This window comes from Rheinheimera baltica DSM 14885, from assembly GCF_000425345.1.
In the GTDB taxonomy this organism is placed as follows: domain Bacteria; phylum Pseudomonadota; class Gammaproteobacteria; order Enterobacterales; family Alteromonadaceae; genus Alishewanella; species Alishewanella baltica.
The window spans coordinates 1-23,575 of the sequence record NZ_AUDG01000002.1; the positions used below are offsets into that span (position 1 = coordinate 1).

A 23,575-nucleotide genomic window follows, 5' to 3' on the forward strand; every position below is an offset into this window, starting at 1 on the left:
CTAAATTGTTAAAGCGGATAACCAAATCACTGATGGTTGCCCGACCAATATTCAACGCTTGGGAGATTTGCCGATCGCTTAACCGTGCTTCAAATTTGAGGCGGAATATATCCAGATAAGTTTGCATATCTGTCCTTACCATTTTCTTTTTACGTGTCATGACTACTCCGGCAAAACAGTTAAAAAACTGTTATGCCAAAGTCCGTAAAACGAAGGAAGAACAAACTGGCCGGACGATACCGAAACAGATGGCCGGATGAGGCCGAAATCAGTGGCCGGATGATACCGAAATGGGTGGCCGACTCATGCCGAAATCGCTGGCCGGATCATCCCGAAATACGCACTGTTGTAGGGCCAGTTAATTTTGTTTACCCTAGCACCATAATTAACCGGACGTTAATAAACTAGCAATTTCAGCATCCAAAATACGGCATGGAAGCAACAAACTTACTTTATTATTAGTGGAACCTCATGTTTAGCCGTATCATGCAGTTGCTGTTATTAACAGAGTCTGATCTCAATTCACCTTCCGTTACCATCCTGCAACAGAGTGCCTTAAGAATTATTTTAAGCTCAGGCTTATTGCTGGTGCTGGGTATCGTGCTGCACAGCTCGTGGCAAGCTTTCCAGCAGGGAGCCTGGTACATTATTGTAATAACTTTTGGCTTTTATCTGTTGCTGGCCGCGGCTTTCTACCTTTCAACGCGCCAACTTGGCATTAGTCGGGTCATTATGTTGTTTGCGGTATTTGGTGCGGGCCTTTGCATGCAGCTATTTATTGATGATTTTGAACTGTCAAAACTTGGCGCAATTTTTGTCTATGTTGCACCGCTGATTGCTCTTCTATTTTTCAATCGTGCAGTAACGTTTTGGGTGATGGCGGCCAACTTTATTCCGTTTTTGTTTTTGCTTAACATTGACGCCCCCATTAAACTGTTCGATTTTTCTATTACGCTACCCGCTACTCACACCTATCTACATAGCTTATTATTTTTATTTATAAATTTATGTATTCCGCTGGCTATCATGCGGATGATAAGCACCTTTAAACGCAACGCCAATGCACTTAAAGCGCTCAATAATACGATTAGTGAAAGTAACCAGTTGTATCAGGAAATTTTCAATCATCACAGCAATGCTACCTTGCTGGTTGCATCAAAGGGACGCATTTTAAAAGCCAATGCGAAAGCCAAACAACTACTTCAACTTGAAAACATTGAGCAGCACCGACTAACAGCACTGTTACACACTACAGCGACTAATAGCCCGATGTTTTGGTTGGGGCACGACATGCACTGCCAGCTATCCAGTGAACCAGGTATCCACTTATTACTCAATCACATCACAACGACAGCCCAGGAACATCATTTAATTCAATTAGATGACGTAACACCCTTAAAGCTTATTCATGAGAAACTTACCGCTTCCAAGCAACAAAATCTGCTTTGGCGAAATTACGATCGCTTAACCTCATTACCCAATATGACGTTTTTTCTACATTTGATGCGTAAAGTGCAGCAGGAAAATACACAATCTGGCGTGATGCTAATTGTCCGCTTATGTCATGTAAAGGCATTTAACCAACAATATGGTTACGCGGCAGGTGATGAGCTATTAAGCAAGTTTGCGGGCCAATTTCGTGAAAGCTTGCCTGATGGCACTATACTAAGTCGTTTGCGTGGAGTTAAATTTGTACTTTGGCATCCGTTACGCGAACACAGCATTTCTGTGTCCGATGAAGTGTCGCGGCTAAGGCAATTGCTGCCGGCAAAATTAACCTTGTCGCACGGTGACATAATGCCCGCTTATGAAATTGGCGTCAGCACTGCCAAAATAGCTGACGCCAGCACTGAGCTTTTACTGGAACAATGCGAGTCAGCATTGGAGCTAGCTAACACCTACCATCAACCTGTTGCATATTTTCAGCAGGATTCATTGCACGAACGTAATGTAGAACTACAGCTACTGGCCGATTTGAAAATAGCGCTGGCACAAAAAGAGTTGACACTATGGTTACAACCTAAAGTAACGTCAGAAGGAACCATACAAAGCTTTGAAGCTTTGTTACGCTGGCAACGCAGTAGCGGCGAATATGTACCACCGGACAAGATTGTCGCTCTGGCTGAGCAATATGGGCTTATTGGGCAGTTGTCGCTTTATGTATTTAATGCCGCGCTGAATGTCATAGCTCAATTTCGTCAACAGCAGCTGTTTTACCCCATTGCGATAAACCTTTCCGGCTCTGATGTTATAACATCGAATTTTTATAACGCCTTGGTTGATCTGGCAACGCACAGACCTCAACTTTTAAAGTATTTAACGTTAGAACTGACAGAAAACAGTATCGTTAGCCACCAGCAACCGCTGTTTGATAAGTTAGCCGTGTTACAAAAACTGGGTTTTAGTATTGCGTTAGATGATTTTGGTACTGGCCAGGCATCATTAAGCATGCTGACAAAATTGCCACTAGATACCATGAAGCTCGATAAGAGTTTTTTGCGGGATATTCCACATAATAAAATGCAAGTACAATTAGTTCAGACGGTTATTCAACTGGCTAAAGCGCTTAATCTGCATCTGGTATTAGAAGGTGTAGAAACAGATGTCCAGCGTCGTTTTATGGCACAGCTGGGCTGTAAGCTAATGCAGGGCTACTTTTTTTCAAAGCCTCAGCCAGCACAACACTGGTTAGATACGCTTAAACAGCAACCGGCTATAAGTTAAAAGCCAAACACCGCTTTGCCCAAAGTAAGGGTTAGTGCACTTATAATAATGATGGCGAAAATATTAAGTGCCAGCCCCGCTTTAGCCATATCGATAATTTTAAGCTCACCCGATGAAAACACAATTGCATTGGGTGGCGTTGCAACGGGCATCATAAAGGCACAACTGGCGGCTATTGCCGCAGGAATAACTAAGGTTAAAGGGCTTCCTGATAATGACAGTGCGACAGGACCTAATAGTGGCAAGAAACCGGCAGCGGTAGCGGTATTGCTGGTGACTTCAGTTAAGAAAATAATCACAGCGGTAACCAATACCACCATCAGCCATAACGGCAACGTATCAAAGCTACTCACCTGCTGTGAAATATAAGCAGCCAGGCCTGAGCTGGACATTAGGGCGGCAAGCGATAAGCCACCACCAAACAACAACAATATGCCCCACGGTAACTTTTGCGTATCTTCCCACTGTAAAATTGGTTGTTTCATCTGGCCACTGGGTAACATAAACAACACTACCGCAGCAATAACTGCAATCATCGTATCATCTATCGCCAGTCCCGTTACGCTAACTAACACGGGCCGGAAAATCCACGCTAGCGCAGTAGTCACAAACACCAGTGCGACCGTTTTCTCCGCCTGACTAATGGGCCCTAACGCGTTACGTTGTTGCAGCAACGCTGCCTTGGCACACAGGGTACCGGACTGATCCAGCTTATACATAACGCGGGTAAGCCAGAACCAGGCAAAAACAATAAGGACCAATGTTAGCGGCACACCAAACAACATCCATTGAGCAAAACCGATATTTAGCTGATAAGTTTCATTTAAATAGGCCGCTAATAACGCATTGGGTGGCGTGCCGATTAATGTTGCCAAACCGCCGATAGAAGCAGCATACGCAATGGCTAACAGTAACGCTTTGGCGAAGCTGCCATTGTTTCCCGCTTGCACCATTTGGCAAACAGACAATCCAATTGGCAACATCATAACGGCAGTGGCCGTGTTAGACATCCACATTGATAAAAACGCGGTAACTGCCATGACGGCCGCTATTTGTTGGCTGGGTTTACTGCCAGCCATTAGCATAGTGGTTAAGGCAATTCGCTTGTGTAACGACCAGCGTTCCATAGCAATGGAAAGTATAAAACCGCCTAGAAACAGGAATATTAGCGGGTGGGCATAAGGTGCACTAGCCTCTTTAATGCTAGTAAGCCCTAGCAATGGTGCCAAAACAAGGGGCAGTAACGCCGTAACAGCAATCGCCACTGTTTCGCTTATCCACCACACTGCCATCCACACCGCCAGACCGCTGGTTAACCACGCTTGCTCAGTCATGCCTTGCGGCGCATCAGTGAGCATTGTAAATAACAAAGCGCCAGGCCCGGCAACACGGGCCAACCACTGCCAATTAGGTTGCATCATGCTAATTACCTTATCTGTTAGTTACAGCCGAATTAGTGCAAAAGTTGCAGCTCTGCCAGTTGCCGATACAAGGGGCTAGTTTGCAATAGCTGTTGGTGGGTTCCACTGGCAATGAGTTTGCCCTGTTCAAGCAGTAAAATTTTATCAGCATTAAGCACAGTGGCTAACCGGTGCGCAATAATTATGGTGGTCTTACCCCGCATAAGATAGTCTAACGCATGCTTAACGTGCTGCTCGCTCACGGCATCTAATGCACTGGTGGCTTCATCCAGCAATAATATGGGCCGGTCAGCTAATATAGCCCGTGCAATGGCAATGCGTTGTTTTTGTCCGCCGGACAGCCTAACGCCTCGCTCGCCCAGCTCAGTGGCGTAGCCCTGGCTAAATTGACGAATAAACTCATCAGCTCTTGCTGCAATACAGGCCTGCACCACATCCTCTTCACTGGCATCAGGACGGCCGTAACGCACGTTTTCCAACACCGACATAGCAAAAATAACCGACTCCTGTGGTACCAATGCATATTGTGCCCGTAGCTGCGCTAAATCAAGCTGACTAATATCAACATCATCTAAATAAATCTGTCCGGATTGCGGCTGATAAAACCGTTGTAGTAGTTGAAATAAGGTTGTCTTACCAGCACCACTGGGGCCAACCAGCGCCAATCGCTGGCCCGGTTTAATCTCTAAACTCAATTGATGCAGCACTGTGCTGTCGGGTACTTGCAGGTAGGCAAATTGCAAAGCGTCAATACGAATAGCCCCTCTTACCGGCTGTGCCAGTGCCTGTGGCGCTACAGGTGAAACAATATCAACCGGCATGGTTGCAAGTTCAATTAATCTTTCGGCAGCGCCTGCAGCACGCTGAATATCGCCAATCACTTCACTGATTGTCGCGGCGGCACCTGCCACCATTACGGCATAAAACATAAACGCGGTGAGCTCACCCGCACTTACATTACCGTTAATAACATCATGCGCGCCTACCCAGCTTATTAGCACCATAGCACTGATGCTAAGCAGCATTACGCCCGCAATTAGCATAGCCCGGTAAAGTATACGCCCTTGAGCCGCCTGCATTACCTGCTCAATTCGCGAGGTAAATAGCCTGGTGTCTTGTGCTTCATGGCCATAAGATTGCACGGTGTGAATTTCATGCAGGCTTTCATCAACATAGGCACCTACATCGGCCAACCTGTCTTGACTGTCTCGGGACAGTTTGCGTACTTTTCGTCCAAGTACAATAATGGGTAGCAATACCAGCGGCACAGCCAGCAATACCAATGCGGTCATTTTAAAGCTGGTCAGAGCCATCATTAGCAAGCCGCCTATTGCCGTAACCGCAGATCGCAACGCCATAGACAAGCTAGACCCGACGACACTTTGCAACAAGGTGGTGTCAGCAGTAAATCGCGATATCACCTCGCCGGTTCGCATTTCACTGTAAAAAGACGGCGTAAGCTTAAGCATATGCTGATACACCTGATTACGCATGTCTGCACTGACACGCTCGCCCAGCCAACTCATTAAATAAAAGCGACAAAAAATGGCCGCTGACGCCAGCAGACACACAAGTAAAATCGCCAACGTTATCTTATTAAGTGTGTCAGTGTTATTGGCAACAAAACCATCATCTACCAGCAGGCGCACGCCCTGACCCAGCATTAACCAACTAAGTGAACCAATTAGCAGAAACATCACCGCCAACACAACTCGCCAACGATATGGTGCTAAAAAGCCTGCAATCCAGGGGAGCACCGCGATATTTGTTTGTGGCATGGCTTTGAAGTCCTTACTAAGTAACGGCGAATTTATACAATGAATAACATGCCATTAAGCCGGATGTGGCGTGTACCAGTCAGTCCAACTGCGGGTAAGCGAATAGACGGTAAAACTGCTAAATTCAGAAATAAGTTTGCTGTAAAAATCATAGTTTGACAGGTTAACAGTCAGCATACAGTTAGCACTGCACTTAATCTGGCGAAATGTTTGGCTGGAGACCGACAGTACCTGGCTTGGCATTCTATACTGTTTAACTAACTGCTTAACGCGCCAGGCATGAAAATCGCTGCTTAAAATGTAGTCCGGTCGCAGGCCTTTTCGCTGGGACAAGCTAGTAAACTCCTGATAGGTATTTTCACCGCCATCAAAACAATCAATCGCCACATTCGATACCAAGCTGTGTAATTTATCAACGTAGGGTTTGCAATACTGGCTGGTAATTACCACGCTACTGCCTTCTTTGGGCAGTAACGTTGCCAAATGTTGCACTCTGGCCTCAGCACAAGCGGTTAACCCCTGCTCAGTGCCACCACAACCTAACAGCACCACTACACTACCTGGCGCAATAGCATAACTGCTGACCTGGCTGACGTACCAGTGACGAAGCTGGTTAGCAAAAAAGGTATTACCCGCCAGATAATAAAATACCAGCAGCACAAACAAACCTTTTTTACGATAACAAAAACAGGCCAGCATTAACCCGACCAAAGTCAGGTTGTGTGGATATAAAAATGGTTCGAAAAAATCCTTCATCTTAGCTCCATCGTTTTACACTCTTGTTGTGCCACTACCAGTAATAATGCGTTACACAGTGCCCATGGCAACCATAACATGCCAGAGGTAAGAATATGTCCTGCAATTGACGACACTAACAATAACAATACGTTAAGTAGTAACAGGCAACGACCAGCGCCACTATGGCGTGTTTGCAAACCAACGCGAAAGAATACCGCAAAACTGACAATAAACACCGCCAGCCCAGCCAAACCGTGAAACACGGTAAGGTCAAACCAATCCATCTCGGCAAAGTACTTTTTCAGATACACTGCAATGCCCCCCTGACCAACACCCAATAAGCGTTGCCCGTCTGCATAGTGCTGAGTGGCCACCTGCCAGATTTGGTTGGCATAATAATCACGTGAGGATAACAAAATGCCGCTGATCCCCCGCTGCTGGTAAACAAACTGCAGTTTGTCGTACATACCCAACATCCGCAGCAAGTATTCCGCATTAAGCCATACAGACAACGCCACGAATATCAGACCGCTTGCAATTAACATCAACGTTTTAGTATTTCGCTGCCAAAATAGCGTTGGCTGCAGCAACAGTGGTATTAACACGATAAACGTTGTCACACCAAATAGACCGGTTTTAGTTAGCAATAACGCAGCAATGATAATAAACATTGCGCTGCACAACAGATAAAGTGCTTTGTGCTGGCGCCAACAACTACTCAGCACTGCACAACAAAGCACCAACAACACGGCGGACAGTTCATTGGTGGAATAGAAAAATCCTTTAATACCTAAAAACGACTGGGCAACCCCATCAAGCGGTTGATAAGCATGAAAACCCAACCCCGCCAGCCCAGCTAAGGTATTTATCAACATCAACAGAGCACTAAAATATAAAGTATTTTTACATAATCTCAGGCAAGCCAAGGGTTCGCGCTGGCTTAGCAAGCATAAATAGCTAAAAGCGATTAGGGGGCTAAGAGCCTTGATAGCCAGCTGAACATCAGCTCGTATCCAGTGGAGTGACATGCTATGCCATAGCATTGCCGGGCCTGCTAACAGACACAATAGTGCAACAGCAAACGCTATAACCAACTTAGCCTGCTTATAGCCCAACGATATGAGCATCAGCAGCAACACGGTAAGTTTGTAGCCGACAGAAAGCCCGGGATTCACCCCAAAAAACTGCAATATGGCGCCATTTAGACCATCTACCAGCAAAAATACCGGCACCAGCCAAAAAAGCGCAATGTCGCAGCGTTGTTGCCAGCGCATGCTGTTATCTTGTTGTGGCATTATTTTTTAAACAGCCCAGACAACCCCTTACTAAACACTTTGATACGCCAACGCCCGAGTAAGCCTAATTTGTGTTTTATGTAGTATCGCCATTTTAGTTTTATCAAACCATAGCGACTGCTATTGAGCAACTGCACCAATGTCATTGGAATATGCTCCATCGACTGACGATAAAACATTTGATTATGTAAATTACGTTCGTTCATCAGCACACGATGTTTTGCAACAAATTGTTTGTGTGCATCTAAGCGCTTCGGCGAATTAGTAATGCGCCCCAATTCATGGCCAACATTTACTTTGTAGCTAGGTTCGGCAATGCGCAGAGCAGGGCCAAATGCCAGTACCACCCTAACCCACATGTCGTAGTCCTGAAATGCGGCTAGTGATGTGTCAAAACCACCTAGCTGAAGCATGCGGTCGCGTCGTACCAGCGCCTGATTGGACAAAGTATGCAAATCAAGCAGCTCGGGTAAACTCACCACATGACGATATGCAAATAAGGGTTTTTGCACTGTGCCATAGTCCCAGATATAACCAGAACAAACACAACTGTATTTGTCATCATAGGCCTGATATAAGCTGCTAAGCCGGTGCGACAAAAACTCATCGTCGTCGTCAATACCGGTAACAAATTCTCCCTTAGCTTCTTCAATTGCCCGGTTACGTGCAGCACAAGCGCCCTGCCCAGTACTTTGACGAAAGAACCGTATGCGATCGTCATTAATATACTTATTGGTCAACACTGGCCAGGTTTCATCGGTGGAAGCATCGTCTACCACCAACAGCTCAATATTTGGGTAGTCCTGCGCCAATACCGACTCTATAGCCCGGATAGCCATATTAACCCGGTTAAACGTGGGCATATAAACACTGATAAGCGGTAATTGTTGTTGAGTCATGTTATTGCATCCGTGACATTATATTTTACCAGTCCAATACAACCAGACGTATCGAAGTAGCCCCAGCTGTCGGCCAATACGACTTGGTTGCGCCAATAACCGATATGCCCATTCCAGATTTAACTTACACCACAGTGGCGGAGCGCGTTTAACGTTGCCCGTAAACACATCATAGGTACCGCCAACGCCCATATAAAAGCACTCTGGGTGCTGTGCTCTAATCCGCTGGAACAGTAGCTCCTGCTTTGGCGATCCCATCGCAACGGTAACAATACGAGCGCCACTTTGTTTAATTTGCGTAATTAGCGCACCTTCATCGGTAAAATATCCGTCTACCCTACCCACCAAATTAACGTGTTGCTCGAGCAGTTTATCAGCGGTTTGCTGGCATATCTCTGGTTTTGCACCCACAATAAACACCGGCACGTTATAAGCCGCAGCGCGTTTCATTAGTTGCTGCCACAATTCACAACCCGGAATCCGTTGCACATTTTGTTTTAGTCGGCTTCGCATTACTTTCACCACACCAATGCCATCGGCATAACAAATATCAGCACCGGAAATCACCGCTGCAATATCCGCACTGCGCATAGCGCTAAGCACTTTTTCCGGGTTAATCGCAATAGCTGAACCAGCATAAACACTGGCGTCGTCGCGAATAATAAATGTTAACAACTGTTGCATATCAACAAATGCTGACACCGGAACCGGGCCTATGTTTACTGCGGCTATGGGCTGTTGCAAAACCTCTGTTGCATTATTCATGACATCACTCTTTGATAGACACTTTGAAGTTCATTGACGACCTCACCCAACAAATATTGCTCTGCGCTGGCTCTGCTGTGCGTTTGCCACTGCGAATAGTGCATAGACGACAGCTGGAAAAAATCGGCTAACGCCTGCGCCAAACGGCCATTAACTTGCGCCTCATCACCTTGCTGACTAACCAGCAACCCGTTCACGCCAGATTGAATTTGCTCTACCGAGCCGTCAGTATGGGTAGCAATAACAGGGGTGTAACACGCCATTGCCTCCGCCATTACCAAGCCAAAAGCTTCATGGCGAGAAAAGCTAATAAAACATCTTGCCTGTTGATATAACGTTTTTAATGCCGCACTGTCTTTGGGCCCTACCACCAGCACATTGGGAAACTGTCTTGCCGCTAATTGCAGTTTATCGCGCCATGGCCCGGCGCCAGCAATAACCACCTTTTTATCTTTAAGATAAGGTAACAGTGCCAGCAACCGATCCATGCCTTTGTTGTGGTCAAGGCTGCCAACGTATAGCACATCAATCGTTTTATCCTGCCAGCTTACACGCTCAGCCTGGCGATACACTTCACTAATACCGGCAGTTAGCACCTGTGCACGCAACGCCGGCAAGCTAAAATGCTGTGCCAGCGCCTGGCTGGCAAATATCCAACTGTCCACTTTTGCAGCGCACCAACGATACAGTTTACCGGGCGGTTGATATTTATAAATATCACTGCCATGGCACGTAACAACTATCTTTACTCTGGGATTTCTTAATGCTTTATATAACAGCGCCAGCCAAATGGTCGGGTAAAAGAAATGTACGTGTACAATATCAAAACGACGCCTGCTCAGGATATAGCGCCAGACAAAATCCAGCAAAAAAACCGGATACTTCAACGCCTTGTTCAGCAAAGAGTCACTGTGCCAACGCATATAATGATAACCAGGATGAAGTGCTGCTAAAGCCCACACTTGGTTGTCCACAAACTTGCCTTGAAATGGCGACGAAGGTTTTGGTCCCATATTACTGATGATCAGAATATTACTGTTAATAGTGTGCACGCTGAATTTTATCCTGACAGTATCAAAGACTGTGTACAATACGTGTAACATGATTAAAAAACACTTTGTTTATAGCGCGTTGCGCCCTAAACCCGATGTAATAGTAATAACCGATATCAGCTGACGCTTAGCTGAATAAATAGAGTCTTTAGTGAACATCCGGATGGTGAAATGCCTGAATCCCTCTTAATGTATTTTGTCTCATTTATAGCGTCTTGCCTGGCCATAGGCATACTTTATCCCCTGTCAGTACGAATAGGCTTAGTGGATATCCCCCGCGGGCGCAAACAACATCAGGGCGCTGTACCACTTATTGGCGGCATTGCCACATACTGCGGGCTTGCCATTGCCATGTTATGGTTTGCCGACGGCGCTATTGAACCACTATATTACCTGACGTGCGCCGGTGTTATTGTTATTTTAGGCGCATTTGATGACTATCTGGATTTAAGTGTCAAGCTGCGTCTGGCAGTACAAACCCTGATTGGCCTTGCCATGACGTTTAGTCTGGACTTGCACCTTGCCAGCTTAGGTAATTTATTTGGCTTCGGTCAGGTCGAGCTTGGCCCCTTGGGCTTGCCCATCACCTTACTGGCCGTTATCGCCACCATTAATGCCTTTAATATGACTGACGGCATTGATGGCTTGGCTGGCATGCTCAGCTTAGTGAGCTTTAGCAGCATCGCTATTTTTATGTCGTTGTGGGGGCAGCAACATTACGCCGTAATGGCACTAGTCATTGTATTGGCCATGTTGCCTTATTTGGCTTGCAACTTACATGTAATCCCAGCCAGGCGTATTTTTTTAGGCGATGCCGGTAGCATGCTAATTGGCTTAAGTGTTATTTGGCTGCTTATTATTGGCACGCAAAGCGAAAGCGCGAGTTTTAGACCGGTTACTGCGCTTTGGATCATCGCTATACCTTTGATGGATATGATAGCCATTATGGTGCGTCGAATTCGTAAGGGCCAATCGCCGTTTCAGGCCGACCGGGAACACCTACATCATATATCATTGCGTCTGGGTTTAAGCTCACGTGAGTCACTGGCGTTGATCACGGCTTTGGCTTGCATCTTTGCCTGTTTTGGCATTATTGGTGAATATTTGTTGATACCTGAGGGCGTCATGCTGACATTATTTTTATTATTGTTCGCAGGCTACCTGTATCTGCTGCAACATATCTGGCGTATCATTTCGCACATTCGCCGCAAGCGCCTGCAACATAGCCGCCCCAAGGTAGTTAAGTAGTGAACTTAATTAAAAAAATTCTGCTCGCCAGGGCAACTGCCATGTTGGGTGATAAGCTGGTAAAACTCAGCGCTGGCGCTGTACTTACGGTATTAGTGGCCAGAATGCTTGGTGCAAGTGAACTGGGTGTTTACTCTATTGTTATGGCCTGGAGCGCCTTTTTAGTGCCCATTACCGGCCTTGGTTTAAATAACATTGTCGTGCGGCAAATGGCGAAACAGCAGCAAGGTCAAGATGCCATGACGCTGTTGTACAGCGCCATCAGTCTACGTCTGCTGGTGGGCTTGATTGGCGGCAGTTTGATGTTACTCGCGTTCTACTTGCTGTATCAGGATATGTTTAACGGTAATACCGCCATCGCAATACCGGTGCTGTTTTTACTGCAAAGCTTTTTTGGCTTCTTGTTATTTGAGCTTTATCTTAACTACCAAGGCACTTTTCGCAGTGTGGCTTACGCCAAGTCAATTATTTCGTTGTTTAGCTTTAGTGTAAAACTGGCCCTGTTATACAGTGGTTTTGGTATTGCCAGCTTGTTGCTGATCACTGGTATAGAATTTTTCGTCGTCGCGCTAGCGCAATACCTGCTTTATCGCCGTAAACTGCAAACGTTTCAACAAGGTGAAACGCTATGGCCCGGTTATCACCCTCGCTGGTTTAATGCAGCCCAGGCTAAATTATTGCTTAAGCGTTCATCCTGGTTATGGTTATCAGGTATTGTTTCGGTTATCTATCTAAAAATCGATATTGTGATGATTGGCTCTATGGCCGGCACAGACCAGGCCGGTATTTATGCTGCAGCCAGCAGGTTATCTGAGCTGTGGTATGTGTTTCCGGCAACGTTGGCTGCACGTTATTACCCGGACATGATCAAAGCACATCAGCAAGGCTGGCAACCCTACTACCTTAAGCTACGACGTTTTGCCATGCTGTTTTTTTGCTCGGCTTTTGTCATTGCCGTTATCATGTCGGTTAGTTCGCCCTGGATTATTAACCTGTTATTTGGCGACACTTTTAGCCGCGCGGTTGACGTATTACGTATACATATCTGGGCTGGCTGTTTTATTTTTGTACGCTACCTCATCAGCCAACATTTATTAATCACCGAACAAGAGCCGTTGTCCCTGCTAAGTCACGGTGTAGGCGCTTTGCTGAATATTGCGCTGAATTTCTGGTTAATACCCACCATGGGCATTGTTGGTGCGGCTTGGGCGACGCTAATATCCTATGCCTATGCCTCGTTTTTCTTTTTATTTTTTGCTGCAAGCACACGTAAGCAACTATGGCAGCTACTTACCGTGCGTAAATCGGCATCTATCAATTAAGGGGTGTTATGCAAAAGCCATTGTTTGTTGAAATAAAGGGCGTACAGTTTCGCAATAAAGGCGCCTACCTTATGCTACTGGCATGCCTTGATGGCTTGAATAAACTTCAGCGCCCTGTAGAACTGGTATTGTCGCCCGGTCCTAATCTGCCCTACCCTGAACGCGCCCGCTTTGGCGCCTGGCAAAAGCTTTCTTTACGCCGCGGCGGCTTGGATTTAACGCCTCTTATTGGCAAACTACCGGCCGCAGTGCAGCGCACCTTTAACCGCTATGGCATGGTAAGCGAACAACAAGTTGATATGGTGTTGGAAGCCAGCGGTTTTGCTTACGGCGATCAATGGCCGCTGCGCTTTTTACAAAATACCGCAAAAGAAGTTGTGCGCTTTGCTAAAGCCGGTAAACCGTTTATTTTTATGCCCCAGGCTTTAGGCCCTTTTAGCAGTACCCAGAGCAAAGCCGCTATGCGCGACATAATTCAGCATGCCACCCTGTTATTTGTGCGTGATCCGGTATCTCTTCAGCATGTGAAGAGCTGTGTAGATACCTTGCCAGACTCTGTAGTATTAACACCGGACTTTACCGTAGGATTAACCGCACGGCCTAACGATGAAATACCCGTTATCGCCACACCCTACGCTGCACTTATCCCCAACAACAAAGTGGTGTCGAAGTTTAATCACGCCAATGCTGAGCAGTTACGTAGCGACTATATCAATGCTTTCGCCGCTGCCGCCAATAAGCTGGCCGACCATGGCATGCAATGTGTATTAGTTAACCACGAAGGTAAGGAGGATGCGCTACTGTGTTCAGAGATTGCTGCTTTAGCCCCTTGCCACATTGTACAAATTGAAGATCCATTAGCAGTAAAGGCCTTTATTGGCAGTGCTGAACTGGCCATAAGCTCGCGTTTTCATGGCGCCGTTAATGCGCTTAGTCAGGGCGTGCCATGCATAGCAACCAGTTGGAGTCATAAGTATCACGCTATGATGACTGATTTTGGTATGGGTGATTATTGTGTGGCCGACTTAAGCGCCCAAAGCTTGTTAAATGCATTACAACAATTGCTAGAAAATAAAGTTGCTTTGACTAATGAGATTAAAACGAATGCTGTGGCGTTAAAACAGAAAAATGCTGAAATGTGGCAGCGCTTATATCACGCCGTTAATTAAGCACAAAGAGTGACAGCACCAAACTAATACACAGGCTAAATTAAATTATAATATAGCCTGTGTATTCTACGGGTAATTTATAAGCCTATTGAAAGGTTAATATATTGACTACAGTAAAACGATGATAAAGCAGCCGTATTAGCCTACTGCAGCAACAAACAAAGGCACCTTTAACGTGTTATCGACTTTTTCGGTCCCACCACACATTTCGTCATATGCAGACTTATGCACCAAGTGAGCATTATAAATAGTACACCGGTTCAACGCCTGTTTTACCTCTTCTACGCTATGAAACTGTTGTGGTTTGTTATTTTCATCAACCAAAAAGCCTAGACGGTCATCATAGTTTACTTCTGCTAAATACATGCCCATTTCCAACGAATGAACAGTTAATTCTTCAATTCGCACATCTTGCCTGTTTAAGTGACTAACCCGATGAAAGTTCATAATAGCAAGCTCCATTGTTATATTTTAACTTTTGCAAAATAAGTATAGCTAAACGTTCATTATTGCCAACGCGTAAGAATGAAAAACCGGTCATAGCTACTAGATGCTTTACTAAAGAGGTTAACATGCCATAGTATTAACAGCTCAATGTCATTAAGATGTGGCCTTTATGGATGCTAGCTTTTACCGTTGCAAACAAATATTAGTGATTGATGATTGCGCGCCTGTGCGTACATCAATAAAATCAATGGTGCAGCAAATAGGTTTTGAATCTATCCATCTCGCGCGTGATGCTAATGAAGCTATCGCCAAATGTCATGAAATCCCGTTCGATTTTATACTATGCGACTTTAATTTGGGTGATGGTAAAGATGGCTACCAAGTCTTTGAAACATTAAAAGCACAGCAATTATTAGCACCACTTGGCTGTTTTATTATGGTTAGTGCCGAAAACCAACGCCAAATTGTGCACGGCATGATTGAATTACAACCTGACGACTATCTGCTCAAACCCTTTACTTATCAACAACTAGAAGAGCGCATAGACCGAGCCGTTAAAAATCGTATTGCCCTGCGCAAAATATACGTCAGCTTATTCGAGCATGATTTTGTCAACGCGATAAAAGAATGCGATAGCGTGGTGCAAGCTAAACCAGATTTTGCTCTTGCTGCATTACGTATCAAAGGCGAATTGTTGCTCAACCAGCGTCAATTTGCTAAAGCCGAAAAATTTTATCAGCAAATCCAGCAACAATATAAACCATTAACCTGGGCCAGGCTTGGTTATGCTCTAGCCTGTTTTTATCAGGAGCGATGGGATGATACTGAGTTACAACTAGCCGATTTAACACAATTTGATGAAACCAAAGTGGAGTCGCTGGATTGGCTATCACGCCTGTATGTGAAGTATCGCCGGTTTCAAATTGCACACGATACCTTGTATGAAGCAGTGTTACTATCCCCGAAAAACATAACCCGGCAAAAAACACTGGCCAATCTGGCATCCATTGTTGGCGATAAACCTGCAGCAGCACGCATAAATGCCAAAATTGTTAGTGCCGCACGCCACTCTATTCACGACATCGCAGATAACTACTTAAACCAAGCTAGAGCACTAGTAGACGCAGCCTATTGCGGTAACGTATTGGAACGCGCAGTGACCATTAACAATGCTGCCAAGATTGTGGATCAGCTAGCCAAGCGCTTTGATATCAGTAAATTAAAAGGCGAAATAACCATACTGCGCAGCCGTTTTATGGCGGCCAAAAGTGAACTGGCTGAAGCCAAACAGTTGATAAGCGACATTCCGCTGTCATATCAACAGCAGCTTAGCATTGACAGTTGCATGGACGCCGCAAAAGCCTATTTTGAACTGGGCGATCTCTTCGCAAGCCAAAGCTATATCGACAAACTACAACATATTTTAGACCGGGATGACTTTCTTACTGAAACGCAACGCATTATGCTCGAAATGGAGCAAGCACGGCATGAAGAACTTAAAGCTAAGCTAAAAATAATAAATGCAGAAGCCAATGAAGCCTACCAACGTGAAAACTACAACGAAGCTTTTGACCGTTTTGCAGAGACATTTGATTATATGCCTACCAGTCCATCTATCGCGTTAAATTTAATGCAAAGCATGGTTAAAGGCGCCAAGGTAACCCCTTTCACTCAACGATACGTTCGAATGGCAGTAAAGTTACTGGCACGAAGCGAGCTTGATGATGAGATCATGCAACGATTTAAACGTTATCTTAATCAAATTAAAGAAATGCACCCGGAGGTTATCCCCCGGCGCAGGCCTAAAGAACGCGAAGCTTTGTAATCGTACTTTGATACGAATTCAGACCAACCACAGCTGTTTGCGCTAAAAATTAGTTTAATCTATTCTGGCGCAAGCTTCACTGCTTGTAGTTTTGTCACCACGCGTTCTACAGAGGCTGGGCTTGAGACGCATCTTGATACTCCACCATACCGCATCGTATAACGCACAACTCCATCTATTTACCATCCACTATCAACATAGCCTTTATTTATAACAAATTAAGGCATTAAATTTTCGAAATCCCTAAAAAACCAGACAATACATAACGTTGCATTTAGATTTTCGTGACTATATAAATTTAACAATGTACAAAAAAATGTTTTTTTTATTTACAATAAATAAGCTTTAAAGCTTGTTACTGAAACATTAATTACAATACACTATTGTTTCTTTGCAAAGTATTTTCTCAAACTAATTTATTGATTTTCATTAATATATTAGTCCGTATCACGCCAAGCTAGGCTGGCTGCACGGAAGAACACAACAGGGACAGTAGGATGACACTTTTAACGAAACTCAGTTTACTCACTGGCGTATTGCTTTTATCCGGTTGCGGTGGTGGCAAGCAAATCGCCCCCGAACCCATCCAAAAAAACAGTTACCAACTGGATGTAATTGTTGCGGGTACCGATGAAGCAGTCAAATTCAGTTGGCTTGGCAAAAACCTTACAGCAAGCAAACAAGGCAACTTTAATGAAAGTGCATCCAGCTATCAGCCACCTAGTGCCTTACAGTTTCCACTTAAGCACCAATGTAGCTATGCACACACTCAGTTAGCCCAATTGCACTATCAAATCAGCATTAACTGTCAGGCTGAGCAAACGTATCGACTGGTTGTAAGTGTTGCTGGCACAGATCAGCCAATACAATTTAACTGGCAAGCCAATAGCCATACAGTAACACGCCAGGCAGAAATAACTGCAACAGGCTATGAATATCAGCCTCCAACCGCATTTGTTTACCCCAACAATGTAACTTGCCAAGCTGTTCATAAAAGCGTTTTGGCGTTAGCGGATACGAATCAACAGGATTATCAACTCACAGTAACTTGCCAAACGCCAGAAGTAACAACTTACATTGAGATTTTACAGCCTTTACCCTATCAAAGCATGGTGCAATTTGGTGAACAAACCGTCGCAGTGCAAAATACCGACACATTAACGCTCAAGAGCGTTGATGTGAGCTTAGTTCCCAGCATCAGTTATTCCGATGGCCCGCAGCTATGTCAGCTAACTGTTATTCCAGAGCAAGCAAGACACTACAAGTTGACCTGTGAGGAGTTTTTGATTGCACAACACAATACGGCAGGTGCCGCTGCGCCATTAATGTTATTCACTGCTAATCAAACGCCACTAGACCTTGGGCTAAGCACCGATCTTATGCTTACAGAGCATAAAGTATTCACTTGGCAGGGAAGTTATTATTTTGCGACTAACCAGGGTATTTATAAAATGACCTTAGTCAATGGTGAGGTCGATAGGGTTACATTAGAACTTAACAACGACACAAGTTTAACGCACGAGTTTTACAATCAAGAGCTTAGGAAACTTGTCGCATTAGGTCCGGCAGGGGCAAAACGTTTAGAAGATAACGGATGGCAAACGGTGCAAGCAACCAGTGGCACTAATATCTCTGCATTATTTAGCTCCCAAAACAGCCTGTCCTGGCTAAATAAACAGAATGACAACAGCGTTCGACTAATGCAACGAGTTGATGGCGACACTGATCGTATTAAACTGGCTGAACAAGAGTTTTCTCGTCATAGCGACTATGGCACCTTGGTAGGAGAAGGCACTAGTGTTTGGACTTACTGGAATAAACATGGTGAGTTGGTGTATCAAAACCTACGTTACACTATACCAACGTTAATCGATGTTATACCTGCCGTTGAATCCCCCAGTGTATGGCAGCGTAGTAATATCGCTGACAACCTGGTGCGTTTGCGTGATGGCCAAGTGCAGTTTTTTGACACGGAAGCCGACAGCTACAATTTTAGTTGGCAGTTGCTATTTACTGACGCCGCTAACTGGTTAAGTGGTTCAAAAAAACTGTTGTTAACCGGCCAGCAGACCGAGCAATCGATAGCCCAAATAAATACCGTATACATTGATGGTGAAAATACCTTGCCACAATTACAAGCAAGTAGCCAATCGGTAAGCCCTTTTTGGATCAATACGCAAGTAATGGAAAATGACCAAAAAAGAGCGCTTAACCCCAAAACCATGCTGCAAGGCTGGGCATTATTGTATCAGGGCAGTGAACAGGCGGGCCAAATCTGGCTAACGAATGGCAAAGCGCTGTATTTAGTCAAAGATGCTAGCAATTTAGCTCAGTACCAAGCACTTAGTTTATTACAGGTTGGTAAGCAATTAGCGTTAATAAACAATGAAACAACAACGGCTGTTGAATTGACGCCGTTGATAAACAACCAAGCACTGACCAACACGAGTAAATAAAATCCAGCACCCGGGTTAGAGACGGTTAAGCCATTCCTAACCCGCCGCCCGGTTTAGTTATATCGTCAATGGTATCATCATCGACATAATCCTGGGCGTTGCCATCCAGTATGCGTTTGCGGATTTTGGCTAGCACTTTCTCAATATCGTGGCGCGGATAGGTGCCATCATCAGCAGCAGCTTGCAGCAGATCCATCAGTTGTTGGAGGGTTAAACCACGCAGATCAGCACGGTGGATTCTGGGCATGTGTTTCTCCTTAAAATTAAGGTTATGTTAAGACCTTGCACTAAGCGATAGGCTAGGACTAAATTACAACTTCAGTTTTCAATTTGCCTGCCAACCTAAGTTCAAAGACAAGTACGTAATTTCTTCAATCTGACTGCCCCCCAAAGTAATGGTAGCGTTAAGGGTAGACAGGAAAGACGGGTTAATTTCAGTATAACTAACAGATTGCCCCAGGGCTTCAGCACTCACTGTCTTAAAGAATTCGTCTGCGCTGCCACTACTGTCAGCTTTAAAATCACCGCTCCACTCACCATTAGCATCTAATGTAAAATTATTGGCGACAAAGCCGATGCTGAGCGGACGCTCTGATTTTCCAATGCGAAACATAACAAACCGTCGACCATCCCAAAGTAGCATTTCACGCCCAAATTCAAACACGATACGCACCGAAGAGCGTGGCGTCTCAGAAGCACGAAAACGCAAACCGCCGTTTGCAAGTTCAATACCGGTTACTTTAAGCAGTCGATTATTGCGAAAGAACTCATCCGCAGCAGGGATAAGATCCAGCATGGGTCCAAATACCACGCGTCGCTCACGCGCCAGCGCATTACGTCGAGTTGCATCTATTTCAAAACGTAAGACATTACCCCGAGGTATACCCTGCTCTTGTCGCTGGCGTAAAAGCTTACTCGCCAGTTCACTTAAAGTATTGCGCAATGCATCGTTACCAAAAGCTTCAATACTCGAATCGGTCATTACCGACAACTGAGCTATATCTGCCAAAGCATTCCCGTTTTTTGCGGTCTGACGGGCGTCACTAATGGCTTCCCGGCTGTTGCGCAGCCATTTATCTGCCTGCTCAATAAAACCATTTAAACTGGCTACATCATTTCCCACGGTTTCGCAGTATTCATACATATAAGCCTTACGAAGCAAATACAGATAGTAATCCATGCGTTGCCGTGCCTGACGTTGCATCGCAACCAGTGAATTTTTCAAGTTGGCATCAAGCCCGCGTGCGAACGCCAGTCGATTACGGCTAATATCGATGCTCGCCTGAATCGCGCTGGAAAAGTCCGCGGTTAAGGTCGTAACGCCCTGATTACAGTTCATCAACTCGCTTAATGCTTCAGTCATTGTTGCTGTGGCTTGCTTTACCTGATCTTGCAGTTCAGTATAACGCTCACCATATTTGCCTTTGAGGATCTGTGCTTTAACCGCTTGAACTTCATCACTGTCATGTTCTGGCATACGGGATACGCTGCTGATTGCTGTTGCAATGGAAGCTGCCCCTTCCGCCATGCGCTGAGCACCTTCAAGTGCTTTGCCCGCAGTAACACCAGCTTTCTTAATTTTAGTTTTAGCAGCTGATTCTTCAAAATCAGGTAGTAGCTTATCTAACGCCTTTTGCTGAGCTTCCAGCTCACTTCGTCTTGTCGCAAGCGCTTGGCGCGGAGCCTCTAGTTCTGCACGTTTTTGGCCATTGCCGGCAATCTGAAGTTCCAATTCACGGCTTTCGTTCTGACTATTGGCCAGCAAAGTGTAAAGTTTTGCGCGGGCAATAAGTAAACGCTGCTTAGCTCGGTTTGCTGCAGCATTTTTAATAGAATTATTGTCATCGCTATCTACACGCAAGTCATTCAGCGTCTGGTTAAAGTGTTTTAATTCTTGCAGAATATGTTCACGCTGTTGAGAGTTTCCGACTAAACGCTCGCTAAGTGCCTGATCGGTGTTTAGCAAGTCAGCCAGTACTTCGTCGCGTTCAAGTGTGGCGTTAGCTTCAATGACAGCAGCGTCATGCTCCGCTTGGCCTTGCGCAAGGGCCGTGCGCAGCTGATTAACCTGAGTACGCAAATCTGCGCCGTCAGGGTCAAGCTGGTCTTTATAACGGGTACGTAACTTATCTTCAAGCTGGCTCTTGAAGCTGCCCGCATTATCTTTTAGTACACTACCGACAGAGCTGCTAATAGTCGCCACCGCCTGCCAACCGTCAAATGGCTGCTCCGGATCAGGATCCATGCCGGAGACAACCACGCCGCCAATACTTTCCACAACGGCGCCTACGCCGGCTAAAGCAGGTTGGTAAACTGGTATAGCCTTTAGTACAGCACCAGAAATGTCAAAAATCGCCTTAACCACAGCTTTATCGTGGACCTTTATAATAGACGCGAGCTCAGCATCGTTTTCCAATGCAGCAAGCTGCTGTTGCACACTCATTAGTGTCGCGTTGGCTTTATCAAGCAACTCGCGCGCGGCGTCGTAACGCACAAAAGCGCTGTATAGTTCTTCGCGTAGCTGGTCAATTACCGTTTCAGCAGATGCCGCAATATCGCCCAGCATCGCATTGGCCTGTTCCAGCCCTCCCATCAGTTGAGTCGCATTTTCCATTATGCCGACAAAACGATAGCTAAAGCGACGATCTGCCAGATAAGTGCGCAGATAACTCGATGCGCTAAAACGGGGTACCCAACCTGGTGGATTGCCATAAAGATCGAGGTTGGCTTGATAATTCTGCACCAGGCTTTCGATGGCCTGACGGGTGCTCAGAGCCTCCGTGCTCAGTGTGGCATCTGGCAGTTCGCGACACGCCTGCCAATAAGGTGCTATAACTTCCCACGCGCGTTCGCGTTGCCCGGCAGCATAATATTCCCGGGCATAATCAGCCATAGTACGCAACAGTCGCGTATCTAACCAACTTAACCCTGCTGCATGGGTTAGCATGCCATCCTTGCCTTTACCTTTGGCGTTTCCTGAAGCTTTTTTTCCAGGCTTAGTGGCACCAATGATGCGGCTATCTGACAGTCGATCAAAAAATCGAAAAAGATTTATACCTGTGTCTGCAGAATCATTGACAAATTGTTCCGCACTAAACGCGGCACAGATATAGTATTGAGGTTGACCCGGTTTGCCTCCTTCAACGTCAGGCGAAAGTTGCGAACTACCACCACAGCAAGAATACCAGTTAGGCGTTCCATCGGTCGGTTCGAACACATCAGGGGCTGCAAGCAAAGTAGTAATAGAAATAGCGCCGCCGCGTCCACCATGTCCAGTGAATCCAGATGGATAAGCATCCTCACCATCAGACGGTATCCAAGGGTTACTAAGCTTGCTGGTGTTTTCCCATGCTTTACCAAAGGTTAGCTGTTGCGGCACCTTAATTCGACCAGACCTCTGTCTCGCCGGTAATGGCATTTCATTATAAAAATCTTGCAGAACCTTCATAAAGGCTAAGCCCACACGCACATCGGTAACTTTATAATCGCTGCAGTCAATAAGCTCACCATCAACAATGGCATCACGGTTCAAGGACTTCCAGGTATTATTAAGTCCGGTAGCACCCACACCACCTATGGTTTTCCAATGTTTGATATGTTTCAGGTCATTCGTTGAATTTTCGCTATCACTAAATACTGCCAGCAGTTGGTCTTTAGTGACCGGCACTACATCTTTGGTTGGCGGGCCATTCTTGCGGGGTACAAACGGCAACGTATTACCTTTTTCACCAATCTGTCCGGCACCACCGTCTTTTTTCAGCCGAAGCTTAGTGCTGTCTCCCAAATCCAGCTTAGCGATAAACAGACTGATATCACCGCCATCTTCGCCATCACGCCCGTCAGCAGCTTCAATCTTATTTGCGCCGTTCAATGGGTAATCGTGGTCATTGCGCTTTTCACTGAAGGCTGGGCCCGCATATGGTTCCGGGCTGGTATCAATGTGGCCATTACCACGAAACACCAACGATCGAGCGTAAATCTCAACTTGTGCCCCTTTCCACTGCAATGCTTGCTCTATCCGAATTTCATCTGCAATTAATACAATTCGGGTAACGTCTCGAGAAACGCATAAGGCTTCGAGTACGGGGTTAGAACCATTCCAGTGCAATACTGTACTGGTTACCGTAAGTTCGCGGGTTACCGGGTTTTGCAGAGTATTGAATTGCCCACGAATAAAGCTTTTTTGCTCAGACACCTGCACACGATCATCAGGCTTCACAACAAACTTTTCTTCAAGAACCACAATATCCGCTTGGTTGGTGCCAGACAACAGAGCCTGAGTATCCATAGAATTATTCTCACTTAAAAGCATTAGCGCTGCATTTAGCTGATAATTATGTCTACCGGCATCTTTTGTTGCATGGAATTAGCCGACAGCGAAAACTACCTGGCACTCAGCATTTATCGCAACAGCCAAATTGTTTAACATTTGTTAT

Annotated in this window: 16 protein-coding genes; 6 read left to right on the plus strand and 10 right to left on the minus strand. The window is 45.6% G+C overall.

The features are described from left to right. Positions 1-471: 471 nt before the first annotated feature. Positions 472-2,724, plus strand: a complete 2,253-nt coding sequence (locus H595_RS0101135; RefSeq protein WP_027669522.1) for a GGDEF domain-containing phosphodiesterase — start codon at positions 472-474, stop codon at positions 2,722-2,724. Here the strand turns inward: H595_RS0101135 and H595_RS0101140 are convergent. The 7 genes from H595_RS0101140 to H595_RS0101170 are packed head-to-tail and all read right to left on the minus strand — an operon-like array spanning position 2,721 to position 10,672. After that, positions 2,721-4,145 carry an SLC13 family permease gene (locus H595_RS0101140; RefSeq protein ID WP_037053380.1) on the minus strand — a complete coding sequence of 475 codons (1,425 nt, stop codon included), beginning with the start codon at positions 4,143-4,145 and terminating at the stop codon, positions 2,721-2,723. The two genes, H595_RS0101135 and H595_RS0101140, sit on opposite strands and share 4 nt — an antisense overlap. A 32-nt stretch (positions 4,146-4,177) precedes the next feature. After that, positions 4,178-5,923, minus strand: coding sequence for an ABC transporter transmembrane domain-containing protein (locus H595_RS0101145; RefSeq protein ID WP_027669524.1), 1,746 nt, complete (start codon positions 5,921-5,923; stop codon positions 4,178-4,180). Positions 5,924-5,977: 54 nt separating this feature from the next. Beyond that, positions 5,978-6,679: a hypothetical protein gene (locus H595_RS0101150; protein ID WP_027669525.1), complete on the minus strand. Its 702-nt coding sequence runs from the start codon at positions 6,677-6,679 to the stop codon at positions 5,978-5,980. Continuing rightward, positions 6,676-7,935, minus strand: coding sequence for an O-antigen ligase family protein (locus H595_RS21465; protein ID WP_169338532.1), 1,260 nt, complete (start codon positions 7,933-7,935; stop codon positions 6,676-6,678). The genes H595_RS0101150 and H595_RS21465 overlap by 4 nt, the downstream gene beginning before the upstream one ends. A gap of 20 nt (positions 7,936-7,955) precedes the next feature. After that, positions 7,956-8,855, minus strand: coding sequence for a glycosyltransferase (locus H595_RS0101160; RefSeq protein WP_027669526.1), 900 nt, complete (start codon positions 8,853-8,855; stop codon positions 7,956-7,958). An 18-nt stretch (positions 8,856-8,873) separates the two neighbouring features. Beyond that, positions 8,874-9,620: a WecB/TagA/CpsF family glycosyltransferase gene (locus H595_RS0101165; protein ID WP_027669527.1), complete on the minus strand. Its 747-nt coding sequence runs from the start codon at positions 9,618-9,620 to the stop codon at positions 8,874-8,876. Beyond that, complete coding sequence (locus H595_RS0101170) at positions 9,617-10,672, minus strand: glycosyltransferase family 4 protein (RefSeq protein WP_205623149.1); 1,056 nt, start codon at positions 10,670-10,672, stop codon at positions 9,617-9,619. Before H595_RS0101170 ends, H595_RS0101165 begins: the two co-directional genes overlap by 4 nt. A 171-nt stretch (positions 10,673-10,843) precedes the next feature. On the opposite strand from H595_RS0101170, the gene wecA reads away from it, so the two are divergent. The 3 genes from wecA to H595_RS0101185 are packed head-to-tail and all read left to right on the plus strand — an operon-like array spanning position 10,844 to position 14,411. Next, a complete protein-coding gene (gene wecA / locus H595_RS0101175; RefSeq protein ID WP_027669529.1) occupies positions 10,844-11,920 on the plus strand; it encodes a UDP-N-acetylglucosamine--undecaprenyl-phosphate N-acetylglucosaminephosphotransferase in 1,077 nt (358 codons plus the stop codon). Then, positions 11,920-13,242, plus strand: coding sequence for a flippase (locus tag H595_RS0101180; protein WP_027669530.1), 1,323 nt, complete (start codon positions 11,920-11,922; stop codon positions 13,240-13,242). The genes wecA and H595_RS0101180 overlap by 1 nt, the downstream gene beginning before the upstream one ends. A gap of 8 nt (positions 13,243-13,250) precedes the next feature. Beyond that, on the plus strand, positions 13,251-14,411 hold the full coding sequence (locus H595_RS0101185; RefSeq protein WP_027669531.1) for a polysaccharide pyruvyl transferase family protein: 1,161 nt from the start codon (positions 13,251-13,253) through the stop codon (positions 14,409-14,411). Positions 14,412-14,549: 138 nt separating this feature from the next. Here H595_RS0101185 and H595_RS0101190 read toward each other — a convergent pair whose 3' ends face one another. Further along, a complete protein-coding gene (locus H595_RS0101190) occupies positions 14,550-14,858 on the minus strand; it encodes a DUF6482 family protein (protein ID WP_027669532.1) in 309 nt (102 codons plus the stop codon). Positions 14,859-15,027: 169 nt separating this feature from the next. Here H595_RS0101190 and H595_RS0101195 point away from each other — a divergent pair, with 169 nt between their 5' ends. Then, complete coding sequence (locus H595_RS0101195; RefSeq protein ID WP_027669533.1) at positions 15,028-16,683, plus strand: tetratricopeptide repeat-containing response regulator; 1,656 nt, start codon at positions 15,028-15,030, stop codon at positions 16,681-16,683. A gap of 497 nt (positions 16,684-17,180) precedes the next feature. Further along, positions 17,181-19,139: a hypothetical protein gene (locus tag H595_RS0101200; protein ID WP_027669534.1), complete on the plus strand. Its 1,959-nt coding sequence runs from the start codon at positions 17,181-17,183 to the stop codon at positions 19,137-19,139. Between the two features lie 25 nt (positions 19,140-19,164). Here the strand turns inward: H595_RS0101200 and H595_RS0101205 are convergent, their stop codons facing one another. Then, positions 19,165-19,386, minus strand: a complete 222-nt coding sequence (locus H595_RS0101205; protein WP_027669535.1) for a hypothetical protein — start codon at positions 19,384-19,386, stop codon at positions 19,165-19,167. Between the two features lie 78 nt (positions 19,387-19,464). Then, on the minus strand, positions 19,465-23,451 hold the full coding sequence (locus tag H595_RS0101210) for a coiled-coil domain-containing protein (protein WP_027669536.1): 3,987 nt from the start codon (positions 23,449-23,451) through the stop codon (positions 19,465-19,467). Between the last annotated feature and the right edge of the window lie 124 nt (positions 23,452-23,575).